Source organism: Streptomyces sp. NBC_00490, from assembly GCF_036013645.1.
GTDB lineage: Bacteria > Actinomycetota > Actinomycetes > Streptomycetales > Streptomycetaceae > Streptomyces > Streptomyces canus_F.
This window is the reverse complement of the sequence record NZ_CP107869.1, coordinates 8,276,857-8,301,432: the sequence shown is the minus strand read 5'-3', so window position 1 is coordinate 8,301,432 and position 24,576 is coordinate 8,276,857. Positions and strand designations below refer to the sequence as shown.

Below are 24,576 nucleotides of genomic sequence, written 5' to 3'. Positions count from 1 at the left end.
GTCGCTCAGGCCGTGCGCAGAAATCGGTCCAGGACCCGGACACCGAAGTGCAGTGCCTCGACCGGAACCCGCTCGTCCACGCCGTGGAAGAGGGCCTGGTAGTCGAAGCCCTCCGGCAGCTTCAGCGGTGTGAATCCATATCCGGTGATGCCGAGGCGCGAGAACTGCTTGGCGTCCGTTCCCCCGGACATGCAGTACGGCACGACGTGCCCCTCCGGCGCGAACTCCTCGACGGCGGCCCGCATCCTCGCGTACGTCGCCGAGTCCACCGGTGCCTGGAGCGCGACCTCGTGGTGCTGGAACTCCCACTCCACGTCCGGCCCGGTCAGCAGGTCGAGGGTGGTCCGGAACTCGTCCTCGCCGCCGGGCAGATACCGTCCGTCGACGTGGGCCACGGCCTCGCCCGGGATGACGTTGACCTTGTAACCGGCGTCCACCATGGTCGGGTTGGCGCTGTTGCGGACCGTCGCCTCGACGAGCTTCGCCGCCGGGCCGAGCTTCTCCAGGAGCCGGTCGACATTGTCCAGGTCGGGCTCGATGCCGTACAGGACAGCGAGTTCGGTGAGGGCGGCGCGAACGGTCGGGGTGAGCCGCAGCGGCCACTCGTGCGCTCCGATACGGGCGATCGCGGCGCACAGGCGGGTGACCGCGTTCTCCTTGTTCACCTTGGAGCCGTGCCCGGCCCGTCCGCGCGCGGTCAGCTTCACCCAGCCCGTGCCCCGCTCGCCGGCCGCGATCGGGTAGATCTGCCGTCCGGCACCGTCGTGGAAGGTGAACGCCCCGGACTCGCTGACGCCCTCGGTGCAGCCCTCGAAGAGCCCGGGATGCTCGTCCGCGAGGAACCCGGAGCCGTCCACGGCGCTGGCCTCCTCGTCGGCGGTGAACGCGACGACGATGTCGCGCCGGGGCCGCACCCCTTCGCGCGCCCAGGCCCGGACGATCGCCAGGATCATCGCGTCCATGTTCTTCATGTCGACCGCGCCCCGGCCCCAGACGACCCCGTCACGGATCTCCCCGGAGAACGGATGCACGCTCCAGTCCCGGGCCTCGGCGGGCACCACGTCCAGGTGACCGTGGACGAGCAGCGCGTCCGCGGAGGGGTCGGTGCCCTCGACGCGCGCCACCACATTGGTGCGGCCCCTGGTCCGCTCCAGCAGCACCGGCTCCAGGCCCGCCTCGGCCAGCCGCGCGGCCGCGTACTCGGCGGCCGGCCGCTCCTGGCAGTCGCCGCCGCCCCGGTTGGTGGTGTCGATACGGATGAGGTCGGAGGTGAACGTCACGACCTCGTCCATTGCCTGTCCGTCAGCCATACTGCTCCTCCACCGCGGCCGAGACGATCGTGGTGACCGCCTTGAAGGTGCGAATTCCCTCGTACATGGTGGCGCTCGTGTACCCCACCTTCCGCTCACCGATCCGGTCGACACCCGGAACGACGGTCGCGGCCAGGGCGAGGTGCTCGGCGTCGAACTCCACGGCGACGGTGAACGGCCCCGCCTGCACGGGTGGGTGACGTACCGCCAGCGCGGCCGCCTCCTTGGCCGCCGCGCGGATGTCGCCGGCGGTCCTGGCCGGTGTCCGGCACACCGCCGCGTACCGCGACACATGGTCCTTGACCGCGACCTTCAGCGCCTCGGGTGCGTAGCCAAGCGCGTCCTCGCAGGCCACGTCGTCGCCGGTGACGAGGACGACCGGCACCCCGTACTCGGCGACCACGTGGGCGTTGAGCAGGCCCTCGCTCGCGCGTACGTCGTTCAGCCACACCCCGGTGATGGAGTTGGCGAGGTAGGTGTGGGCGAGGACGCCCTCCGCTCCGGCGCCCGCGTGGTAGCCGACGAAGGCGATGCCGTCCACGTCGCCGTGCTGCACGCCCTCCACCATGGACAGGGACTTGTGCCGTCCGGTGAGCATCTCCGCCCGGTCGTCGAGCCGCTCCAGGAGCAGGTTACGCATGGTCCAGTGCGCCTCGTTGATCAGCACGTCGTCGGCGCCGCCGTCGAAGAAGCCCTGCACCGCCGCGTTCACGTCCGAGGTGAACATCGCGCGGCACCGCTCCCACTGCGGCGTCCCCGGCAGCACGTCGGCCGGCCAGGTGACGCCCGTGGCGCCCTCCATGTCGGCGCTGATGAGGATCTTCATGCCGACTCACGCTACGCGTTCGTGCCGCCTCCCGTCAGGCCTGTGGACAACCGTCACCGGCTCGGACCAGTTCGGGGACCCCTCAGACCGTACGTCCCACCACCAGCCACTTCGACGGCAGCCCGATCCGGGCTCCGTCGGGGGTGTACTCCGTGGTCACGAGGGGCAGTTCGCCGCCGGCCAGGACGGTGAGCCCGGCCGTGGCCAGGTACTGGGGCACCGCGTCGTCGGAGACCTCGCCGGGTGCGATGCCGTGCCGGAAGATCGGCGCCAGCTTGGGCGGCGGGCCCGAGGGGTGCTGGGCCAGGCCCATCAGGATCGGCTTGGCGGCCTCGGACAGCTCGACGAGGAAGCCCCGGCCGTGCTCGCCGAGCAGCACGGCGAGCCCGTCGACGAGCGGCTGCCGGTCGTCGGGTTCGCACTGGTGGAGCACGCCCCGCATATAGACGTTGGCGTCGCCCAGCTCCGCGTGCAGCGACTCCGCCCCGCCCTTCTCCACGGCGTCCAGCACCCGGTAGGTGGCCTGGCCGGCCGGATCAGCGTCCCGGGCGCGGTCGACGGCGGCCTCGGACAGGTCGACGCCGAGGACGTGCCGGAAGCGGTCGGCGAGGAAGCGGGTCTGGGTGCCGTTGCCGCAGCCCAGGTCGACCAGGGGCAGGGCGGGGGCGGTCACATGCGGTTCGAACAGGGCGAGGTGGCGACCGGCCGTCACCGCGGGCTCCGCGTCCCAGAACACCGCCCCCTGTCCGTCGGGAGCTTCGCTCCAGAAGCTCTCCCAGGCACCCCGGTACCGACTCGTCACGCTCATGCCCAACTCCCCAGGACGCGGCAATGGCCCGCCGCAAGTGACGGGCCAGTACGGTCTATCGCGCCCCGGTCACGGCTACAAGCGCGCGGCGCAATCCTTCACGCCGTGTGCGACACGCGTACGCCCTTACGCCCCCTGCGCCCCTGGGGCACCTCAGCGTCGCGGCAACGTCAGTTCGAACCAGACGGTCTTGCCGGTCTTCGTCCGGCTCGTGCCCCATTCCCGGGCCAGGGTGGAGACGATGCGCAGGCCACGCCCGAACTCGTCCTCGGGGCCGGCGCTCAGCAGGGTCGGCAGGTCGTGGTCGTCGTCGTCCACCTCGCACAGCAGCGTGTCGCCGCGGACGAGGCGCAGTTGGAGGGGACGGCTGCGGGAGTGCCGTACGGCGTTGGTGACGAGCTCGCTGACCAGCAGCTCGGCCGTGTCGGCGAGCCGGGCCAGCCCCCAGTCGTGGAGCTGTTCGCGCACCACGGAGCGCGCCCGGCCGGCCTCGATGGGGTCCGGGGAGAGCCGCCACTCGGCGACGTCATCCGGCTCGATGCCGTTGAGGCGGCTCATCAGGAGGGCGACGTCGTCCTTGCGGCCGCCGCGGCCCTCTTCTGAGAACGTCGCGGCGAGGGCGCGGATGATGGTGTCGCAGGCGTCGTCCATGGACGCGGCCGGGTGGGCGGCGGACTCGCACAGCGTCGCGAGGCCCACGCCGATGTCCTCGCCGCGCACCTCGACCAGGCCGTCGGTGCACATCACGAGCCGGTCGCCGGGCCGCACGCGCACGCGTACCGACTCGAAGGGCACCCCGCCGACGCCGATGGGCGCCCCCGTGGGCAGATCGAGGAGTTCGCTGCGGCCGTCCTCGGCGTGCACGATCACCGGCGGGATGTGGCCGGCGTTGGCGATGTGCAGCTCGCTCGCGATCGGGTCGTACACGGCGTAGAGACAGGTCGCGAGGTAGGTGTCGCCGAGCCGCTGGGCGAGGTCGTCGAGGTTGCGCAGCAGCTGGGCGGGCGGCAGGTCGAGGGCGGCCATGGTCTGTACGGCCGTACGCAACTGGCCCATCATGGCGGCCGAGTTGAGGCCGTGGCCCATGACGTCGCCGACGACGAGGGCGGTGCGGGCACCGGGCAGTTTCACCGAGTCGAACCAGTCGCCGCCGACCCGGCCGAGCAGGGTGCCCGGCAGATAGCGGGTGGCGATGTCGCAGCCCGCCATGTGCGGCGGGATGTGCGGCAGCATGCTGTCCTGGAGGGTCTCGGCGACGGACTCCTGGTAGGTGTACATGCGCGCGTTGTCGAGCACGAGGCCCGCGCGGGCGGCGAGTTCGGCGCCGGTGACCCGGTCCATGTCGTTGAACTCGACGCGCTCCGGGTGCCGCAGCAGGATCATGAAGCCGAGGACCACATTGCGGGCCTTGAGCGGTACGACCAGCATCGACCGGCCCGTGATCAGCGGCCGGATGTCGCGCTTTTCGAACTGTGAGGCGATGGCGTGCCCCATCTGCTCGCTGATGCGCGGCACGAGGACGGGCTCACCGGTGGTCATGCACTGGAAGAACGGGGTGTGGGCCGGGAACGGCATGGCCTCGCCGACCGGCACGACGTCGTCCCAGCGGCCGGGTTCGTCGGTGTGTTCGAGGGCGACCCGGTGCCACATGGTGGTGGTGTCCGGCACTCCCTCGGGGAACCCCTCGCCCGCGACGACCTGCTCCCGCAGATAGGTGCCGGCGACGTCGGTGAAGCGGGGCACGACGGCCCGGCTGACCTCGATGATCGTCTTGGACAGATCGAGGGAGGTGCCGATACGGCCGCTGACCTCGGTAAGGAACTCCAGGCGCTCGCGTACGGCGGTGTACTCCAGGTCCTCGCCCTCGTCGGTGAGTTCCTGCGGGACGGGCCGCCCCTCGGCCACGGCCCGCGCGGCCCTCTCACGGCGCGCCCTGCGTTCGATACGCCGGGGCACGCCCCAGTCGGGGGTGACGGGCACCCGGTCGTTCTGGCTGAACTCCAGGACGGGGTAGCCCAGTTCGAGGATCTGGGCGACGATGCGGGCGCCTTCCTCGACGCTCATGCTGGGCAGGATCTCGGGCAGCCGCCGGGCCAGTTCCTCGGCGCCCGGGAAGTCGGTGTGCAGCGCGAAGGCGGGCGCGATGCGCTCACCGGCGATCTCGTCGTCCGGATCGTCCGCGCGCAGGGCGCCCGCGTCGGCGGCGAGCACCAGCAGCCGCTCCCGTCCGGGGCCCACCAGGGGGTAGGCCCACCACAGGACGTCGAGCCGGTCGGGCTCCGACACCGTGAGGCGGGCGCGGCCCGCGGCCGGGTAGGAGAGCCTGCCGTCGAGGGAGGACTCGAGATCGGGTCCCAGCCCGTCGTAGGCCGCGTACACGCCGTACGGCACGGGGTCGTCCAGGTCGGGCAGGGCGCCGGCGACGGGCAGCAGGTCGGCCGCCGGGCGGCCGAGCGCCTCTTCCTTGGCGGCGCCGAACAGCCGTCGCGCGCCCCTGCTCCAGTGGGACACCAGGCCGTCGCGGTCCACCACGACGACGGCCAGCGGGATACGGCCGGCCGCGGCGTGCTCCACCGCGCCGTCCCCGGCTCCGCGGCCGGGAGCTGCGTCCCTCTCGGTGCCATGGTCCATGGCCCAGGCCCTCTCTCCCCACGGCTCCGCAAGATCTGTGCCGCCTCATCCACCGTACGGCCGTGGGTGGTTGTGATGTGGGGCAATGCGGGAATTGGCCGGGTCGGATCACCCCGGCGTGCGCCCCTGCGCCCCCCTGGTCGGGCAGAACCTGCCGGTGGGAGGCGGGTCGGGGTTACTGACGAGTTCTCAGTCCTCGTGCCCGAGTTGGAGGTCCCGTTCCGTACGCCCGCCGCCGGCGACCTGGAGGACGGTGGCGACGGGCGGATAGCCCGCGGCGATGACGGTGTACTCGCCGGAGGACAGGTCGACGAACCGGAAGGTGCCGTCGGCTCCGGTGGTGAGGGTGTCCACGACGTTGCCGGCGGCGTCGAGGAGCGTCACGCGCGCGTCCTCGACGGGCCGGCCGCCGCCGGCCCGCACGGTGCCGCGCAGCACGGCGCCGCCCGCGAGTTCGACGTCCTGGCGGGTCTCCCGGGATGCCTGCACGGTGACGGGCAGGGCGGCGGGGCGGTGCGCGGGGGCGCCGGCCGCGAGGGTGTACTCGCCGGCGACGAGTTCGGTGATGACGTAGCCGCCCTCGCGGCCGCTGCGGGTGGTGGCGACGACCCGGCCGTGGACGTCGGTGAGGGTGACGGTGGCGTCGCGCACGGGGGTGCCGTCGGCGGTCAGCACGCTTCCGGCGAGGCGTCCGGCGCCGCCGAGGACGACATCGAGCTCGACGGGCCGCTCGCCGACGGTCACGGAGACCGCCTGCGGCTGGTGTCCCCCGGCCGCGGCGATCAGGACGTACGCCCCGGAGTCGGGCGTCGACAGCGCGTACCGTCCGTCCTCGCCGCTCGCCCCGCGCCCGATCTGCTGCCCCACGGCGTCGATCAGGGTGAGCGCCGCGCGCGGTACGACGGTCCCGTCGGGGTGCTGCACCGTGCCGCAGACGGGGACTCCGGCGAGGTGGGGCGCACGGGCCTGCGGGACCGGGGCGTTCACGGGCGCGGGCTCGATGTCGGTGGCGTTGTGGGACACCAGGGGTTTCTCCTTGAGGAAGAAGGCGATGAGCAGGCCGAGGACGAGTACCGGCACGAGGTAGAGGAAGATCCGCGGCATGGCGTCGGCGTACGCGCGGATGTACGCGTCCCGCAGCTCGGGCGGCAGCGCGTGGACGAGCTGCGGGGTGATGGACCCGGCGTCGGGAAGCCCTGTCGTCTCGGGCAGGCGCTTGGCCAGGGCGTCGGTGAGCCGGTCGGCGAAGAGGGTGCCGAAGATCGCGGCGCCGACGCTTCCGCCGATCTGCCGGAAGTAGTTGTTCGCGCTGGTGGCGGTGCCCAGGTCGGCGGGGCGCACCGAGTTCTGGACGGCGAGGACGAGGACGGGCATCACCATGCCGATGCCGGCGCCGAGGACGGCCATCCAGAGGCTGTAGTGCAGCCGGGGCGTGTCGACCTCGAGCCGGGACAGCAGCCACATGCCGAAGACGGACAGGGCGCTGCCCAGGACCGGGTAGATCCGGTAGCGGCCGGTGTGGCTGATGAGCTGTCCGGCGATCACCGAGGCGCCGACGATGCCGCCCATCATGGGCAGCATCAGCAGCCCGGACTCGGTGGCGCTCGCGCCGTCCACCATCTGCAGGAAGGTGGGCAGATAGCTCGCGGCGCCGAAGAGAGCCACGCCCACCACGAGGCCCACCAGGCCGGTGACGATGAAGACCGGGTCCCGGAACAGCCGCAGCGGGATGAGGGGTTCGGCCGCGAAGTGCTCGGCGACGAGGAAGAGCAGGGCCGACGCCAGCGCGCCCGCGCCGAGTCCCAGGACGACGCGCGAGTCCCACGCGTACTCGGTGCCGCCCCAGCTGGTCAGCAGCACCAGGCAGGTGGAGGCGGCGGCGAGCAGCAGCGCGCCGAGGACGTCGAGCCGGGGCTTCGCCGTCGGCTTGGGCAGCTTGAGGACGACGGTGACGACGGCCAGGGTGAGGACGCCGAAGGGGACGTTGAAGTAGAAGCACCAGCGCCAGGAGTGGTCGTCGGTGAAGTAGCCGCCCAGCAGGGGTCCCGCGACGGAGGCGAGGCCGAACGCGGCGCCGATGAGACCCATGAAGCGGCCGCGCTCGCGGGCGGGCACGATGTCGGCGATGATCGCCTGTACGCCGATCATGAGGCCGCCCGCCCCGACGCCCTGTACCGCGCGGAAGGCGATCAGCTGGTCCATCGTCTCGGCCCGCCCGGCGAGGGCGGAGCCGACGACGAACACGACGATCGCGAACTGGAAGACGCCCTTGCGGCCAAGAAGGTCACCGAGCTTTCCGTAGATCGGCAGGCCGATCGTGGAGGTCAGCAGGTAGGCGGTGATCGTCCAGGACATCTTGTCCAGGCCGTGCAGTTCACCGACGATCTTCGGCAGCGCGGTGGCGACGATCATCTGCTCCAGGGCGGCCAGGAGCAGCGCGAGCATGAGCGCGAAGAAGATCAACCGCACCCGGCGCGGGCCGAGTTCGACGGCCTGGGCGGGTGCCGGGGCGGGGATCGGCGGCGGTTGCTCGGCCGGTTCGCCCCGCGGTCCGTCCTGCACCAGAGTGGTCCCGCGCACTGTGCCGCTCCCCTCGTCGCACCCTCACAATTCCCGCGTAAAGCGACAACTGCGAGCAAGCGCGACGAGTTACGGCAGACCGGGGCGGCATCCGGAGATCCACTCGAACCGGTGAGGGGCTCAACGCCCCTCGGACACCGGGGACTTGTCCTTACTTCTCGACCTCGGCGGCGAGCTTGTCGAGCACCTCGTCGTAGATCCGGCCGAGGCCCTTGGGGGCGAAGGTCTTCTCGAAGAATCCGCCGATGCCGCCGGCGCCGTTCCAGACGGTGCTCACGACGACGCGGGACTTGCCCTCGCCGGCCGGGGTGACCCGCCAGGTGGTGACCATGGAGGAGTTGCGGTCCTTCTCGACGAGCTCGCCGTCGGTGGGCTCGCTGACCTCGAGCAGGCAGTCACGGATCCGCTTGCTGGTGGCCTGGAGCTTCCAGTGGACGAGGGTGCCCTCACCGTCGCCGCCCTCGCGCACCTCGTACTCGCTGAAGTGCTGGGGCAGCACCTTCGCGCGCGTGCCGCTGTAGTCGGCGAGGGCGTCGAACACCTTCTCCGCGTCCGCCGCGACGACCCGCTCCGTAGTGGCCTCGACCTGCGCCATTTTTCCTCCAGCACCTGAGTTATCGGGGGTGGGGGCAAGCCAACCACCCCGGTCCCCGACCGCCCAAATCGGGGCCCCGCAAACCCTTCACATCCGCACGCGCACGATCAAGGGAACATGTGTTCTATTCTGTGGCCAGTGCTACCGAGGAGGCGTCATGCGCTGGGAGAACCTCACAGCGGACTCCGGCCACAGCCGGGCCGACGACACCGCGCTGTTCGGCGCGGACGCGGTCGTCACCCGTACCTTCGACACACCGGAGTTCAGCGGGATCACCTTTCACGAGATCCGGGCCCGGTCGATCATCAACCGGGTACCGGCGGTCTCCCGGATGTCCTTCCAGTGGACGGTCAACCCGTACCGGGGCTGCTCGCACGCGTGCGTGTACTGCTTCGCGCGCAAGACGCACAGCTATCTGGACCTCGACACGGGTCTCGGCTTCGACTCCCAGATCGTCGTCAAGACGAACGCTCCCGAACTGCTGCGCCGCCAGCTCGGATCGCCGCGCTGGCAGGGCGAGCACATCGCGATGGGCACGAACGTCGACTGCTACCAGCGCGCGGAAGGCCGCTACCGTCTGATGCCGGGCATCATCGGCGCCCTGCGCGACCACGCGAACCCGTTCTCGATCCTGACCAAGGGCACGCTGATCCTTCGCGACCTCGACCTGCTGAAGCAGGCGCACGCGGTGACGGACGTCGGTGTCTGCGTCTCGGTCGGTTTCATCGACGCGGAACTGTGGCGCACCGTGGAGCCGGGCACGCCGGCCCCTGAGCGCCGCCTGGACGTCGTACGGACCCTGGCCGAGCACGGCATCGGGTGCGGGGTCCTGATGGCGCCGGTGATCCCGTTCCTCAGCGACGCACCGGACCAGCTCCGGGCCACCGTGCGGGCGATCGCCACCGCCGGGGCCACGTCCGTGACCCCGCTGGTGCTGCATCTGCGGCCCGGGGCGCGGGAGTGGTTCATGGAATGGCTGGGCCGGCACCATCCGCACCTGGTGCGCCGCTACGAGCGGCTGTACGCGGACGGCTCCTACGCGCCCAAGTGGTACCAGCGCCGGATCACCCGTCAGGTCCACGAGCTGGCCCGGGAGTACGGCATCGGGCCGGCGGACCCGGTCATGCCCCGGCGGATGCCCGAGCCCGAGCCGCCCGCGCCCGATCTGCCCGAAGGAACCCAACTCACTCTGATCTGACAGCGTTCGGGGGCATCCCACGGCCCAGTAGGGTCAAGTCTTGCCAGAACGCGTTCCTCCGGGCGCGCTTTCCGGAACGATGCGGCGTGGACCGTGACACCCGCGGTCCGAAACCTCCGTCCTGGGAGGACGCCATGAGAAAACGCGCAGCCGTGCTGTGCGGCGTTTCCGTCGTCGTGGCCGGTTCGTTCACCGCCCTGCCCGCCGACGCGAGCACTCCGCTCACCGCGAACGCCACTCAGGCCGCGAAGCTCACCTGGAAGAGCTGCGGCACCACGAACTACCCGACGCTCCAGTGCGCGTCCCTCAAGGTCCCACTCGACCACCACCGCCCGCACGGGCGGCAGATCACCCTCGCGCTGTCCCGTGTCCCGCACACCGCGAAGAAGTTCCAGGGCCCGCTGCTGGTCAACCCCGGCGGTCCCGGCGGCAGCGGTCTGACCCTCGCGGGATTCGTCGCCGGCTCGCTGCCCAAGGCGGTCGCGGCGCAGTACGACGTCATCGGCTTCGACCCGCGCGGTGTGGGCAAGAGCAAGCCGGCGCTCGACTGCAAGCCCGGTCACTTCAACCCGGTCCGCCCGGACTCGGTGCCGAGCACCCCGGCCATCGAGAAGGCCAACCTGAAGCGGGCCAAGTCCTTCGCGCAGGCCTGCGGCAAGAAGTACGCCGATGTGCTGCCGTACATCAACACGGTCCAGGCCGTGCGGGACATGGACTCGATCCGTGCCGCCCTGGGCGCGAAGAAGATCAATTACTTCGGTTACTCCTACGGCACCTATCTCGGCGCGGTCTACGCCAAGCTCTTCCCCGAGCGGGTGCGGCGCCTGGTCCTCGACTCGATCGTCGACCCCACCGGTGTCTGGTACGACGACAACCTCGCGCAGGACCACGCCTTCAACGACCGCCACCGCGCGTTCCTCGCGTGGGTCGCCAAGTACGACTCCACGTACAAGCTCGGCACCGATCCGGAGAAGATCGAGGCCAAGTGGTACGCGATGCGGGCGGCCCTGGCCAAGAAGCCGGCCGGCGGGAAGGTGGGCGCCTCCGAGCTGGAGGACACCTTCATCCCGGGCGGCTACTACAACGGTTACTGGCCGTATCTGGCGGAGGCGTTCTCGGCGTACGTGAACGACAAGAACTCCGAGCCGCTGGTCGAGGCGTACGAGAACTTCGCCGCCGTCGACGCCTCCGGCGACAACGGCTACAGCATCTACACCGCGGTGCAGTGCCGTGACGCCGACTGGCCGCGCGACTGGAGCCAGTGGCGCAATGACAACTGGGCGGTGTACGAGAAGGCGCCGTTCATGACCTGGAACAACGCCTGGTACAACGCGCCGTGCGCGTTCTGGCCGACGAACTCGCTGCAACCGGTGAACGTGGCCAACGCCAAGCTGCCGCCGACGCTGCTGTTCCAGGCGACGGACGACGCGGCCACTCCGTACGAGGGCGGCGTGACGGTCCACCGTCTGCTGCGCGGCTCCAGCCTGGTGGTCGAGCAGGGCGGCGGCAACCACGGCATCACGCTGAGCGGGAACGCCTGCCTGGACAAGTACCTGGCGGCGTATCTGACCGACGGCACGGTGCCGCGCGGCGGCGGCGAGGCCGACGCGGTGTGCGACACGCTGCCCGACCCGAAGCCGCTGAGCTCGGCGTCGTCCTCCGCGCGCGGCTCGACGCTGCACGGCATGCTCGGCTTCCGCGGCTGAGCGGTCCGCCGAGCAGGGTCCGAGGGCCCGTCGGGGGGGTGTCAGTGCCATGGTCCACCATGGACGCATGAGTGAGCTGACCAGGATTCCCGCCCCCGACGGGCTCGCCCCCGCCGCCCAGTACTCCCATGTCGTGCTGGGCACCGGCACGTTCGTCGCGATCTCCGGCCAGCTCGCCCTGGACGCCGACGGCAGGCTCGTCGGCGAGGGCGATCCCACCGCCCAGGCCCGCCAGGTCTTCGAGAACCTGCGCCGCTGCCTGGCCGCCGCGGGCGCGACCTTCGACGACGTCGTCAAACTCACCTACTTCGTCACGGACATGGCGCACCTGCCCGCCATCCGCACCGCCCGCGCCGAGCACATACCCGAGGACCGCCTGCCGGCCGCGTCCGCGGTCCAGGTGGCCGCGCTGGTCCGGCCCGAGTTCCTGATGGAGGTCGAGGCCTTCGCGGTGGTGGCTCCATGAGCGGTCCGCGGATACGCGAGATGACCCTCGCGGACTGCGACCGTGTGGCCGAGATCCGGGTCCGTGGCTGGCAGAGCGCGTACCGAGGCCTCATGCCGCAGCCGTATCTGGACGCGCTGAGCGTGCGAGAGGACGCCGAGCACCGTCGCGAACGTCTTCGGCGGTCGGACGGCAGCGTGGTGAACCTCGTCGCGGAACAGGACGGAGAGCTCTTCGGCTGGGCGGCGCACGGCCCCTACCGGGAGGGTGAAGTGCGCACCGCGGACGCCGAGTTGTACGCGCTCTACGTGGACGCCGGACGGTACGGCGCGGGCCTCGGCCGCGCCCTGCTCCGGGAGTCGGTACGCCGCTGCACCGCCGCCGGGCACGACCGCATGCACCTCTGGGTCCTCAAGGGCAACGCCCGCGCCCGCGCCTTCTACGAACGGGCGGGGTTCTGGCCGGACGGCGCCGAGGAGCCCTTCGAGGTGGACGGTGTGCCGGTGCCGGAGGTGCGGTACACGCGCGGTCTTTAAGGCCGCCCCGGGAGCCGAGCCAGCGCACGCACCGCCGCCTCCGCCAGCGTGGGGTGGGCCAGTGCCTCGTTCAGGACAGGTCTGGCGCGGGCGTCGCCCAGGCTGCCGAGTCCCTCGACGCACGCGAGGGCCACGCGCCGGTAGGGGTCGTGCGGGCGCAGCCGCCGTTCCAGCGTGGTGATGAGGGCCGGCACCGACTCGGGCGCGCGCAGTTCGGTCAGGAGTCTGACCGGGTGCAGGGCGTAGGCGACGCGCAGTTCGTTGGTGGCGAGGGCCGCGGCCGCGCGGGCGGTGCGCGGGTCGCCGAGGCGGGCCAGGGCGTACGCGGCGGAGGCGCAGCGCTGCGGTTCACGGTGGTTGAGCAGCAGGACGAGGGACTCGAAGGCACGGGAGTCCCCCGCGACCCCCAGCCGGAACGCGGCCAGCTCCCTGGCCCACAGCGGCCGCCCGGCCTCGACCAGCACTCCGGCCAGCTCGTCGAGGTCCTTCGTCTCCGCCAGCCGCCCGTACGACGCCGACGCCCCCGACTCCTGCCGTAAGCGCTCCGTGAGCGACCGCAACTCTTCGTCCATGACACGCAGCCTAGGGCGGTCGCGAGCGCCCCGGGACGTACATCACAAACACGGGGACTAGCGCGCTCGTTACCCGCCGGTTAAGCTCAGACGAGCGAGTTACCCACTCGCGGAACTCCTCGCGCCGGCCTGGTGACGCAGCCGTCGTGAGCGCAGTCGGTTCGGTACCTCTCAGGTATCGCAGTACGACGTGGCCCCGGGACAGGGCCGGTCGGTTTCACCGTTCTCCGGGCGTGTGCACGCCTGTGACGACGGCACCGCACCACCGGGCGTGTGCGCTTGCAGCCCGGCAACACCCGCATCCTCCACGCCACCCGGTGCGCCTTCGGGCGTACCGGGTCGCGCTCCCAGTCGTCACCTCATTCCTGGAGTCCCGCGATGGCCGCTCCCCTGTCCGACACCCCTCTGTCCCTGCTGCAGACCGTTGCCGTCGTCGGCCTCGGCACGATGGGCACCGGCATCGCCGAGGTCCTCGCCAAGGCCGGCCGCGAGGTCGTCGGCATCGACATCAGCGAGGCCGCGGCCGCCCAGGCCGTCACCGCCCTGGAGACCTCGACCGCCCGCGCCGTGGAGCGCGGCCGGCTGACCGAACAGGAGCGCGCCGGCATCCTCGCCCGGGTCCGCACCTCCACCGATCTGCGCACCGCGGCCGACGCCGACCTCGTCATCGAGGTGGCGCCGGAGTCGTACGAGATCAAGCACCAGATCTTCCGTGAACTCGACGGGATCGTGCGCCCCGAGACGATCCTGGCGACCGGCACCAACGCCCTGTCCGTCACCCGGCTCGCCGCCGACTCGGCCCGTCCCGAGCGCGTGCTCGGACTGCACTTCTTCAACCCGGCGCCGGCGATGAAGCTGGTCGAGGTCGTCTCCTCGGTGCTGACCGCGCCGGCCGCCGTCAGCGCGGTCACCGACCTCGCCCTCGCCCTCGGCAAGGAGCCCGTGGCGGTCGGCGACCGGCCCGGATTCGTCGCCGACGGACTGCTGTTCGGCTACCTCAACCAGGCCGCCGCGATGTACGAGGCGAGGTACGCCTCCCGCGAGGACATCGACGCCGCGATGCGGCTCGGCTGCGGGCTGCCCATGGGCCCGCTCGCCCTGCTCGACCTGATCGGCATCGACACCGCGCGCACCGTCCTGGAGGCCATGTACTCCGAGTCCCAGGACCGGCTGCACGCCCCCGCGCCGATCCTCAAGCAGCTCAGCGAGGCGGGCCTGACGGGCCGTAAGTCGGGCCGCGGCTTCTACTCGTACGAGGCTCCGGGCAGCGCGACGGTCGTGGCGGACACCCTGACGCCGGCCACCGGGGACTCCGGGACCCCCGGCCGTGCGGTCCGTTCCGTCGGCGTCGCCGGCTCCGGCACCATGGCGTCCGGCATCGCCGAGGTCTTCGCCAAGGCCGGTTACGAGGTCGTCCTCGCGGCCCGCAGCGAGGAGAAGGCCGAGACCGCCAAGGCCCGTATCGGCAAGTCCCTGTCGCGCTCCGTCGACAAGGGGCGGATGACCGCCGAGGCCGCCGCGCAGACCCTGGGCCGGATCACGGCGGCGGGCTCGTACGACGCCTTCGCCGACGTCGATCTGGCCGTCGAGGCCGTCGCCGAGGACCTGGAGGTCAAACAGCAGCTCTTCGCGGCGCTGGACAAGGTCTGCAAGCCGGGCGCGGTCCTGGCGACGACCACCTCGTCGCTGCCGGTCGTCGCCTGTGCCCGTGCCACCTCACGCCCCCAGGACGTGATCGGCATGCACTTCTTCAACCCGGCACCGGCGATGAAGCTGGTCGAGGTCGTCCGCACCGTTCTCACCGCCGACGACGTCCACGCCACCGTCCGCGAGGTCTGCGCGAAGATCAGGAAGCACGCGGTCGACTGCGGCGACCGGGCCGGCTTCATCGTGAACGCCCTGCTGTTCCCGTACCTCAACAACGCCATCAAGATGGTCCAGGAGCACTACGCGTCGCTCGACGACATCGACGCCGCGATGAAGCTGGGCGGCGGCTACCCGATGGGTCCCTTCGAGCTCCTGGACGTCGTCGGGCTCGATGTCTCGCTCGCCATCGAGAAGGTCCTGCACCGCGAGTTCCGGGACCCGGGCCTGGCGCCGGCCCCGCTCCTGGAGCACCTGGTGGCCGCGGGCTGCCTCGGCCGCAAGACCGGCCGTGGCTTCCGCGAATATGCCCGCCGCTGAGCCGTCCGGCGACTGGTTCAAGGACGCCGAGGACTGGGGCGGACTGCTCGACCCCCACGGAACCCCCCTGCCCGCACCGGGCGGGGGGCGCCCGGGACATGAGCGCCAACCTGCGCACATGCAGTACGTTCGGGTCATGCCCCAGCCCGCCAAGTCCTCACGTACACCAGCTACGCCCGACGCGCCGGAAAGTGCCGCAGGCAGCCGTGCTGCCGCCCAGCGGCTCAAGATGCGCCGAGAACTGGCGGCCGCGGCGATGGAGCTGTTCTCGACCAAGGGGTACGAGGCGACGACCGTCGACGAGATCGCGGCGGCGGCCGGAGTCGCCCGCCGCACCTTCTTCCGCCACTTCCGTTCCAAGGAAGAGGCGATCTTCCCCGATCACGACGACACACTGATCCGCGCCGAGGCGGTCCTCAACGCGGCTCCCCCGCACGAGCACCCGCTCGACACGGTGTGCAACGGCATCAAGGAAGTCATGCGGATGTACGCGGCCCGGCCGGAGATCTCGGTCGCCCGCTACAAGCTCACGCGCGAGGTGCCCACCCTGCGCGAGGCGGAGATCGCGTCGGTGGCCCGCTACGAGCGCCTGTTCACCCGCTACCTCCTCGGCCACTTCGACGAGCACGCGCACGACGACGACGCCAACGACGACCCGCTGCTGGCGGAGGTGGCCGCGTCCGCGGTCGTCACGGCCCACAACCACGTGCTGCGGCGCTGGCTCAGAGCCGGCGGCCAGGGCGACGTGGAGTCACAGCTGGACCACGCCTTCGCGATCGTGCGCAAGACGTTCGGCTCCGGCATCGGGGCCGGGCGCAGCACCACCCCGAAGCCGGCCGCCGCGACCGTCTCGGCCCACGGCGAGGTCCTGGTGACGGTCGCCCGCACCGACGCCCCCCTCGACGAGGTCATGAGGACCATCGAGGAGGCGCTCAAGGAGCGCTGAGCACTACCGCATCGCTGTGATGACGGCCACCCCTCGGGGTGGCCGTTTTCGTGTGCCTCCACCCGATTTCCAGGGGATTTCCAGCCGCGTTCGATCGATCATCGCTCATGTGTTACGTAAAGATTTCATCTGAGAGCAGTTCCTGGCACTCAGTGCCTTGCGGAGTGACACGCGGTGTCATACGTTGAAGGAGTCCGGGCGGCCGGCGTGCAGAGACCATGCGTACGCCGGCTGTCCCAACAAGTCATCGACTTGCCCGCCCGGACGCCTGCGTCACAGGCAACCTCCCGCGCCACAAAGCGCTGCCGAAGCACCACCTCGCCGAACCGACGGCACTTCGAAAAAACCCTCAGCAGCACCGACGTAACCCTCAGCGTCCCTCCCTCAGGACGCGTATCGCCGGAGGCAACACCGTGACCGTGAAGGACATCCTGGACGCGATCCAGTCGCCGGACTCGACTCCGGCCGACTTCGCCGCTCTGCCGCTCCCCGAGTCGTACCGCGCGATCACCGTGCACAAGGACGAGACGGAGATGTTCGCGGGCCTGCAGACCCGCGACAAGGACCCGCGCAAGTCGATCCACCTGGACGACGTCCCGGTGCCGGAGCTCGGCCCGGGCGAGGCCCTGGTCGCCGTGATGGCGTCGAGCGTCAACTACAACTCCGTGTGGACCTCGATCTTCGAGCCGCTGTCCACCTTCGGGTTCCTGGAGCGCTACGGCCGCACCAACGACCTGGCCAAGCGGCACGACCTGCCGTACCACATCATCGGCTCCGACCTCGCGGGCGTCGTCCTGCGCACCGGCCCCGGCGTGAACGCCTGGAAGCCCGGTGACGAGGTCGTCGCGCACTGTCTGTCCGTCGAGATGGAGTCCTCCGACGGCCACAACGACACCATGCTCGACCCCGAGCAGCGCATCTGGGGCTTCGAGACCAACTTCGGCGGCCTCGCCGAGATCGCCCTGGTCAAGTCGAACCAGCTGATGCCCAAGCCGGACCACCTCAGCTGGGAGGAGGCCGCCGCACCGGGCCTGGTGAACTCCACCGCCTACCGCCAGCTGGTCTCCCGCAACGGCGCCGGCATGAAGCAGGGCGACAACGTCCTGATCTGGGGCGCCAGCGGCGGACTCGGCTCCTACGCCACCCAGTTCGCCCTGGCCGGCGGCGCCAACCCGATCTGCGTCGTCTCCAGCGACCAGAAGGCGGACATCTGCCGCTCGATGGGCGCCGAGGCGATCATCGACCGCAACGCCGAGGGCTACAAGTTCTGGAAGGACGAGCAGACCCAGGACCCGAAGGAGTGGAAGCGCTTCGGCAAGCGCATCCGCGAACTCACCGGCGGCGAGGACATCGACATCGTCTTCGAGCACCCGGGCCGCGAGACCTTCGGCGCGAGCGTCTTCGTCACCCGCAAGGGCGGCACCATCACCACCTGCGCCTCGACCTCGGGCTACATGCACGAGTACGACAACCGCTACCTGTGGATGTCGCTGAAGCGGATCATCGGCTCGCACTTCGCCAACTACCGCGAGGCCTGGGAGGCCAACCGGCTCATCGCGAAGGGCAAGATCCACCCGACCCTCTCCAAGGTCTACTCCCTGGAGGAGACCGGCCAGGCCGCCCACGACGTGCACCGCAACGCCCACCAGGGCAAGGTCGGCGTGCTGTGCCTGTCGCCCGAGGAGGGCCTGGGCGTGCGCGACGAGGAGATGCGCGCCAAGCACCTCGACGCCATCAACCGCTTCCGCAACATCTGAGACACCCGGGGTCATAGATGACTGAGCGTCAGCCCGCCGCAGGCAAGCGGGAGAAGGACCGGCCGTGGCTCATGCGCACGTACGCCGGCCACTCCACGGCCGAGGCGTCCAACGAGCTGTACCGGCGCAACCTCGCCAAGGGTCAGACCGGCCTGTCGGTGGCGTTCGACCTGCCGACGCAGACCGGCTACGACTCCGACCACATCCTCGCCCGCGGCGAGGTCGGCCGGGTCGGCGTGCCGATCGCGCACCTCGGTGACATGCGCCGGCTGTTCCAGGACATCCCCCTGGAGCAGATGAACACCTCGATGACGATCAACGCCACCGCCATGTGGCTGCTGGCGCTCTACCAGGTCGTCGCCGAGGAGCAGGGTGCGGACATCACCAAGCTCCAGGGCACGACCCAGAACGACATCGTCAAGGAGTACCTGTCCCGGGGCACGCACGTGTTCCCGCCGGTGCCCTCGCTCCGTCTGACGACGGACATGATCTGCTACACGGTGAACCACATCCCCAAGTGGAACCCGATCAACATCTGCAGCTACCACCTCCAGGAGGCGGGAGCCACCCCCGTCCAGGAGATCGCGTACGCGATGTCGACGGCGATCGCGGTCCTGGACGCCGTCCGGGACTCCGGTCAGGTGCCGGCCGAGAAGTTCGGCGACGTGGTCGCCCGTATCTCCTTCTTCGTGAACGCGGGCGTCCGCTTCATCGAGGAGATGTGCAAGATGCGCGCCTTCGGCCGCATCTGGGACAAGGTCACCCGCGAGCGCTACGGCATCGAGAACCCCAAGCAGCGTCGTTTCCGCTACGGCGTCCAGGTCAACTCCCTCGGACTGACCGAGGCGCAGCCGGAGAACAACGTCCAGCGGATCGTGCTGGAGATGCTGGCCGTGACCCTCTCCAAGGACGCACGCGCGCGTGCCGTGCAGCTGCCCGCCTGGAACGAGGCCCTCGGTCTTCCCCGGCCGTGGGACCAGCAGTGGTCGCTGCGCATCCAGCAGGTCCTCGCCCATGAGAGCGACCTGCTGGAGTACGAGGACATCTTCGAGGGCTCCCATGTCATCGAGGCGAAGGTCGAGGAGCTCGTCGAGGCGTCCCTCGCGGAGATCGACCGGATCCAGGAGATGGGCGGCGCGATGGCCGCCGTCGAGTCCGGCTACCTCAAGTCGCAGCTCGTCTCCTCGCACGCCGAGCGCCGGGCCCGGATCGAGTCCGGCCAGGAGAAGATCATCGGTGTCAACATCTTCGAGACGACCGAGCCGAACCCGCTGACGGCCGACCTGGACACCGCGATCCACACGGTCGACCCGGCGGTCGAGGCCCGGGTGATCGAGAGCCTGCGGCACTGGCGCGACACCCGCTACCAGCCGCCCTTCAACCACCCGCGCCCGTGCAAGGCGCTGGAGAAGCTGAAGGAGGCCGCCAAGGGCACCGGCAACCTCATGGAGGCCACCCTGGAGTGCGCCCGCGCGGGTGTCACGACCGGCGAGTGGTCCGGGGCGCTGCGCGAGGTGTTCGGCGAGTTCCGGGCACCGACCGGGGTCTCGTCGGCGCCGGTCGCGGTGCCCGCGGAGGAGGGCTCGGCCATGGCGGACGTGCGCCGCAAGGTCGACCTGACGGCCAAGGACATGGGCGTCGGCAAGCTCCGCTTCCTGGTCGGCAAGCCGGGCCTGGACGGGCACTCCAACGGTGCCGAGCAGATCGCCGTGCGGGCCCGTGACGCCGGGTTCGAGGTGGTCTACCAGGGCATCCGTCTGACACCCGAGCAGATCGTGGACGCGGCCCTCGCCGAGGACGTGCACGCGGTCGGCCTGTCCATCCTGTCCGGCTCGCACGCCCAGCTGGTGCCGGACGTGCTGGAACGGCTGCATGTGGCCGGTGCCACAGATATACCGGTGATCGCCGGTGGCATCATCCCGAACGGGGACGCCGCACAGCTCAGGGCAGCCGGAGTGGCCGCGGTGTTCACCCCGAAGGACTTCGACATCACCGGGATCATCGGCCGCATCGTCGACGAGATCCGCAAAGCGAACAAGCTCGACCCCCTGGAGGTCCCCGCATGACCGTCAACCGTCTGCGTCCCCGCCGCTCGTGTCTCGCGGTGCCGGGAAGCAACCCCCGCTTCCTGGAGAAGGCGCAGGGCCTCCCGGCGGACCAGGTCTTCCTCGACCTGGAGGACGCGTGCGCGCCGCTCGCCAAGCCCGAGGCGCGGCACACCATCGTCAAGTTCCTCAACGAGGGCGACTGGACGGGCAAGACGAGGGTCGTGCGCGTCAACGACTGGACCACCGAGTGGACGTACCGCGACGTCGTCACGGTCGTCGAGGGGGCCGGCCAGAACCTCGACTGCATCATGCTGCCGAAGGTCCAGACGGCCCAGCAGGTCGTCGCCCTTGACCTGCTGCTGACGCAGATCGAGAAGACGATGGGCTTCGAGGTCGGCAAGATCGGCATCGAGGCGCAGATCGAGAACGCGCAGGGTCTCAACAACGTCAACGAGATCGCGACGGCCTCCCAGCGCGTCGAGACGATCATCTTCGGCCCGGCCGACTTCATGGCGTCCATCAACATGAAGTCGCTGGTCGTGGGCGAGCAGCCGCCCGGCTACCCGGCGGACGCCTACCACTACATCCTGATGAAGATCCTGATGGCCGCCCGGGCCAACAACCTCCAGGCGATCGACGGCCCCTACCTCCAGATCCGCAACGTGGACGGCTACCGCGAGGTCGCCCAGCGCGCCGCGGCGCTCGGCTTCGACGGCAAGTGGGTGCTGCACCCGGGCCAGGTCGAGGCGTCCAACGAGATCTTCTCGCCGTCCCAGGAGGACTTCGACCACGCCGAGCTGATCCTGGACGCGTACGAGTACTACACGTCCGAGGCGGGCGGTAAGAAGGGCTCCGCGATGATCGGCGACGAGATGATCGACGAGGCCAGCCGCAAGATGGCCCTGGTCATCTCCGGCAAGGGCCGCGCCGCCGGTATGCAGCGCACCAGCAAGTTCGAGATTCCGGAGGCCTGAGGCCATGCAGTTCGGGCGCACCTACGAGGAGTTCGAGGTCGGGGCGGTCTACAAGCACTGGCCCGGAAAGACGGTCACGGAGTACGACGACCATCTCTTCTGTCTGCTCACCATGAACCACCACCCGCTCCACATGGACAGCAACTATGCGGAGAAGACGACGGACTTCGGCAAGAACGTCGTCGTCGGGAACTACATCTACTCGCTGCTGCTCGGCATGTCCGTCCCGGACGTCTCCGGCAAGGCGATCGCCAACCTGGAGATCGAGTCGCTGAAGCACGTGGCGCCGACCTTCCACGGCGACACGATCTACGGCGAGACGACCGTGCTCGACAAGTGGCCCTCCAAGTCGAAGAACGACCGCGGCATCGTCCACGTCGAGACCAAGGGCTACAAGCAGGACGGCACGCTGGTCTGCGTGTTCCGCCGCAAGGTCATGGTGCCGACCGAGACCTACATCAAGGAGCGCGGCGGCGAGCAGCCCGGCCGCCCCGAGCTGAAGCAGCAGGAGAAGTAAGCCATGGCGCGACTTGCCCAGACCGCCGGTCTGACCGACATCCAGCGGGAAATCCTCTCCACCGTCCGCGACTTCGTGGACAAGGAGATCATCCCGGTCGCCACCGAGCTGGAGCACCGCGACGAGTACCCGCAGCAGATCGTCGACGGCCTCAAGGAGTTGGGCCTGTTCGGCCTGATGATCCCGGAGGAGTACGGCGGTCTGGGCGAGTCGCTCCTGACGTACGCGCTGTGCGTCGAGGAGATCGCCCGCGGCTGGATGTCGGTCTCCGGCATCATCAACACCCACTTCATCGTGGCGTACATGCTCAAGCAGCACGGCACGCAGGAGCAGAAGGACCACTTCCTGCCCCGCATGGCGGCCGGCGACATCCGCGGCGCGTTCTCGATGTCGGAGCCGGGCCTGGGCTCGGACGTGTCGGCGATCACGTCGAAGGCGGTGAAGGACGGCGAGGAGTACGTCCTGAACGGCCAGAAAATGTGGCTGACGAACGGTGGGACGTCGAGTCTGGTCGCCGTACTGGTCCGAAGTGACGAAGGACACCCCGAGGGCACCGCGCCCCACAAGTCGATGACGACCTTCCTCATCGAGAAGGAGCCCGGCTTCGGAGAGGTCCGCCCGGGCCTCACCATCCCCGGGAAGATCGACAAGATGGGCTACAAGGGTGTCGACACCACCGAGCTGATCATGGATGGCCTGCGCGTTCCGGCCGATCGGGTGCTCGGCGGGGTCACCGGCCGAGGTTTTTACCAAATGATGGACGGCGTCGAAGTCGGCCGCGTCAATGTGGCGGCGCGTGGCTGCGGCGTCGCTCAGCGTGCTTTCGAGCTGGGCGTCTCGTATGCCCAGCAGCGTCACACTTTCGGCAAGCCGATCGCCCAGCACCAGGCGATCCAGTTCAAGCTCGCCGAGATGGCTACCAAGGTCGAGGCCGCGCATGCGATGATGGTCAACGCGGCACGCAAAAAGGACTCCGGGGAGCGAAACGACCTTGAGGCTGGGATGGCGAAGTACCTCGCCTCCGAGTACTGCAAGGAGGTCGTCGAGGACGCCTTCCGGATCCACGGCGGCTACGGCTTCTCCAAGGAGTACGAGATCGAGCGCCTCTACCGTGAGGCTCCGATGCTGCTGATCGGTGAAGGTACCGCCGAGATCCAGAAAATGATCATCGGTCGCAGGCTGCTCGAAGAGTATCGATTCCAGGGCTGATTGTCCGGATACGGGGTGTTTTCTTGGAGAAGAAGGTCACACCCCGTCAACACTCTTCAGCCGCCGACTCGGCTTCCTGGCTTGCCCAGTTGTGGCCCACGACCGGTACGATCCCGGGAAAGCCGCCGTCCCCCGTTACAGCGCGGCGCCATCCGCTACGAAGGTCATCCATGCCCCACAGCCAAACCTCTGCACCACGCGACAGCCAGGTCGGCGGCGTACGCCTCGCGCGCGGAGCATCGCCGTGGCTTCTCCCGACGGTCGCCACCGCAGCCCTCAGCCTGGTGCGCGCGCGCAAGTCCGGCGCCGCCAAGGCCGTCGCCGTGCCCGCCACCGCGCTCGCGGCGGGCATGCTGTGGTTCTTCCGCGACCCCGAGCGCGAGATCGCCCAGGGCCGGGTCATCTCGCCCGCCGACGGTGTGGTGCAGAGCATCATGCCGTGGAAGGACGGGCGCACCCGCGTCGCGATCTTCATGAGCCCCCTCAACGTCCACGTCAACCGCGCGCCTCTCTCCGGCACGGTGACGTCGGTCGAGCACATCCCGGGTGGGTTCGTTCCGGCGTTCAACAAGGAGAGCGAGAACAACGAGCGCGTAGTCTGGCACTTCGACACCGAACTCGGTGACATCGAGATGATCCAGATCGCCGGCGCGGTGGCCCGCCGCATCGTGCCCTACGTTCCGCAGGGCACGAAGCTCGAGCAGGGCGACCGCATCGGTCTGATCCGCTTCGGCTCGCGCGTCGACATCTACCTGCCGGAGGGCGTGGACGTCGCGGTGGAGGTCGGTCAGAAGACCGTGGCTGGGGTGACTCGCATTGACCGTGATTGATCCTGAGACCCAAGCGGGCTGGGTGCCCGAGGCCGACGAGGTCGACGACGAGGAGGAGATGCCTCTTTCTCTCCGCCTCTCGATAGCGGACACCCTCACCCTCGGCAACGCCACGTGCGGCTTCATGGCGGTGTACTTCACCACCACCGGCATCCTGATCCCGCACCTCACGGACAGCCAGGAGTCCGGCATGGCCCGCAACAGCGCGGCCACCGCGGTCATCCTGATGCTCTGTGCGGCGGTCTTCGACCTGTTCGACGGCCTGGTGGCGCGCAAGCTGCGCTCCTCGCCGATGGGCGCGGAGCTGGACAACCTCTCCGACCTGGTCAGCTTCGGCCTGGCACCGGCGTACTTCGTCCTCGTCTACGGCATGGTCGCCGCCGACGCCTCCCAGCGGGTGGCGGCGGTGGGGGCGATCGTGGTGCTTCTGGCGGTGGTGCTCAGACTTGCGCGGTTCTCCTGTGTGACGGTGAAGGACGGCACCTTCCAGGGCATGCCGTCACCGTTCGGGGCACTGACCGTGGTCTCGATCGTGCTGCTCGAGCTGCCCTTCGAGGCCACGCTGATGGCGATCCTGGGGACGGCGTGGCTGATGGTCAGCCGGGTGGAGTACCCGAAGCCGCGGGGCATCCTCGCGGTGGCGATGCTCGGCTGGATCGTGTCGGCCATGGGCCTGCTGGCGGCCTGGGCGTTCGACGCCCCGGGCGGACAGCTGCTCCTTCAGACGGGCTGTGCGCTCCAGCTGGTCATGGGCGCGGTGATCCCGCTGTTCGCCACGGCCCGCCGGGTGCACAACTTCCGTGACAACCGGCGCGAGGCACGAGCGACGCAGCTGCCGTAGGCGCCTGGTGGAAGACGTACGGAAGGGCCCGAACCGGATATCCGGTTCGGGCCCTTTCGCTGT

At 69.9% G+C, this 24,576-nt stretch carries 20 protein-coding genes; 13 read left to right on the top strand and 7 right to left on the bottom strand.

Annotated elements, in window-relative coordinates; all coding sequences use genetic code 11:
• Positions 1-5: 5 nt before the first annotated feature.
• The 6 genes from OG381_RS37770 to OG381_RS37745 all read right to left on the bottom strand — a co-directional run bounded on the left by OG381_RS37770 (position 6) and on the right by OG381_RS37745 (position 8,750).
• Positions 6-1,310: a M20/M25/M40 family metallo-hydrolase gene (locus tag OG381_RS37770; protein ID WP_327720460.1), complete on the bottom strand. Its 1,305-nt coding sequence runs from the start codon at positions 1,308-1,310 to the stop codon at positions 6-8.
• Complete coding sequence (locus OG381_RS37765; RefSeq protein WP_327720459.1) at positions 1,303-2,136, bottom strand: M55 family metallopeptidase; 834 nt, start codon at positions 2,134-2,136, stop codon at positions 1,303-1,305. The genes OG381_RS37770 and OG381_RS37765 overlap by 8 nt, the downstream gene beginning before the upstream one ends.
• Before the next feature lie 82 nt (positions 2,137-2,218).
• Positions 2,219-2,944, bottom strand: coding sequence for a class I SAM-dependent methyltransferase (locus tag OG381_RS37760; protein WP_327720458.1), 726 nt, complete (start codon positions 2,942-2,944; stop codon positions 2,219-2,221).
• 153 nt (positions 2,945-3,097) lie between these two features.
• Positions 3,098-5,575 carry an ATP-binding SpoIIE family protein phosphatase gene (locus OG381_RS37755; protein WP_327720457.1) on the bottom strand — a complete coding sequence of 826 codons (2,478 nt, stop codon included), beginning with the start codon at positions 5,573-5,575 and terminating at the stop codon, positions 3,098-3,100.
• 189 nt (positions 5,576-5,764) lie between these two features.
• The gene (locus OG381_RS37750; RefSeq protein ID WP_443061964.1) at positions 5,765-8,155 is read right to left on the bottom strand and encodes an MFS transporter; all 2,391 of its coding nucleotides are present in this window, start codon (positions 8,153-8,155) and stop codon (positions 5,765-5,767) included.
• Positions 8,156-8,306: 151 nt separating this feature from the next.
• Positions 8,307-8,750, bottom strand: a complete 444-nt coding sequence (locus OG381_RS37745; RefSeq protein ID WP_046257957.1) for an SRPBCC family protein — start codon at positions 8,748-8,750, stop codon at positions 8,307-8,309.
• A gap of 157 nt (positions 8,751-8,907) precedes the next feature.
• On the opposite strand from OG381_RS37745, the gene OG381_RS37740 reads away from it, so the two are divergent.
• The 4 genes from OG381_RS37740 to OG381_RS37725 all read left to right on the top strand — a co-directional run bounded on the left by OG381_RS37740 (position 8,908) and on the right by OG381_RS37725 (position 12,635).
• Positions 8,908-9,948 (top strand): Rv2578c family radical SAM protein, encoded by a 1,041-nt coding sequence (locus tag OG381_RS37740; RefSeq protein WP_327720456.1) that lies wholly within the window; start codon positions 8,908-8,910, stop codon positions 9,946-9,948.
• Positions 9,949-10,082: 134 nt separating this feature from the next.
• On the top strand, positions 10,083-11,654 hold the full coding sequence (locus OG381_RS37735; protein ID WP_327720455.1) for an alpha/beta hydrolase: 1,572 nt from the start codon (positions 10,083-10,085) through the stop codon (positions 11,652-11,654).
• A 67-nt stretch (positions 11,655-11,721) separates the two neighbouring features.
• Positions 11,722-12,120 (top strand): RidA family protein, encoded by a 399-nt coding sequence (locus OG381_RS37730; protein ID WP_327720454.1) that lies wholly within the window; start codon positions 11,722-11,724, stop codon positions 12,118-12,120.
• Positions 12,117-12,635 carry a GNAT family N-acetyltransferase gene (locus OG381_RS37725; protein ID WP_327720453.1) on the top strand — a complete coding sequence of 173 codons (519 nt, stop codon included), beginning with the start codon at positions 12,117-12,119 and terminating at the stop codon, positions 12,633-12,635. Before OG381_RS37730 ends, OG381_RS37725 begins: the two co-directional genes overlap by 4 nt.
• On the opposite strand, the gene OG381_RS37720 is transcribed toward OG381_RS37725, so the two are convergent.
• Positions 12,632-13,207 (bottom strand): adenylosuccinate lyase, encoded by a 576-nt coding sequence (locus OG381_RS37720; protein WP_327720452.1) that lies wholly within the window; start codon positions 13,205-13,207, stop codon positions 12,632-12,634. The genes OG381_RS37725 and OG381_RS37720 overlap by 4 nt on opposite strands.
• 378 nt (positions 13,208-13,585) lie before the next feature.
• On the opposite strand from OG381_RS37720, the gene OG381_RS37715 reads away from it, so the two are divergent.
• The 9 genes from OG381_RS37715 (at position 13,586) to pssA (ending at position 24,513) form a co-directional block, all read left to right on the top strand.
• Positions 13,586-15,391 carry a 3-hydroxyacyl-CoA dehydrogenase family protein gene (locus OG381_RS37715; protein WP_327720451.1) on the top strand — a complete coding sequence of 602 codons (1,806 nt, stop codon included), beginning with the start codon at positions 13,586-13,588 and terminating at the stop codon, positions 15,389-15,391.
• A 136-nt stretch (positions 15,392-15,527) separates the two neighbouring features.
• Entirely contained in the window at positions 15,528-16,337 is an 810-nt protein-coding gene (locus OG381_RS37710; protein ID WP_307024006.1) for a TetR family transcriptional regulator, read from the top strand.
• Positions 16,338-16,756: 419 nt separating this feature from the next.
• Entirely contained in the window at positions 16,757-18,094 is a 1,338-nt protein-coding gene (gene ccrA / locus OG381_RS37705; protein ID WP_327722655.1) for a crotonyl-CoA carboxylase/reductase, read from the top strand.
• 17 nt (positions 18,095-18,111) lie between these two features.
• Entirely contained in the window at positions 18,112-20,160 is a 2,049-nt protein-coding gene (locus OG381_RS37700; RefSeq protein WP_327720450.1) for a protein meaA, read from the top strand.
• Complete coding sequence (locus OG381_RS37695; protein WP_266820829.1) at positions 20,157-21,116, top strand: HpcH/HpaI aldolase/citrate lyase family protein; 960 nt, start codon at positions 20,157-20,159, stop codon at positions 21,114-21,116. Before OG381_RS37700 ends, OG381_RS37695 begins: the two co-directional genes overlap by 4 nt.
• A gap of 4 nt (positions 21,117-21,120) precedes the next feature.
• Positions 21,121-21,633 (top strand): MaoC family dehydratase, encoded by a 513-nt coding sequence (locus OG381_RS37690; RefSeq protein WP_152172572.1) that lies wholly within the window; start codon positions 21,121-21,123, stop codon positions 21,631-21,633.
• 3 nt (positions 21,634-21,636) lie between these two features.
• Complete coding sequence (locus tag OG381_RS37685) at positions 21,637-22,842, top strand: acyl-CoA dehydrogenase family protein (protein ID WP_327720449.1); 1,206 nt, start codon at positions 21,637-21,639, stop codon at positions 22,840-22,842.
• A gap of 170 nt (positions 22,843-23,012) precedes the next feature.
• Entirely contained in the window at positions 23,013-23,672 is a 660-nt protein-coding gene (locus tag OG381_RS37680) for a phosphatidylserine decarboxylase (protein WP_307024018.1), read from the top strand.
• 22 nt (positions 23,673-23,694) lie between these two features.
• Entirely contained in the window at positions 23,695-24,513 is an 819-nt protein-coding gene (pssA, locus tag OG381_RS37675) for a CDP-diacylglycerol--serine O-phosphatidyltransferase (RefSeq protein WP_327722654.1), read from the top strand.
• Positions 24,514-24,576: the final 63 nt, after the last annotated feature.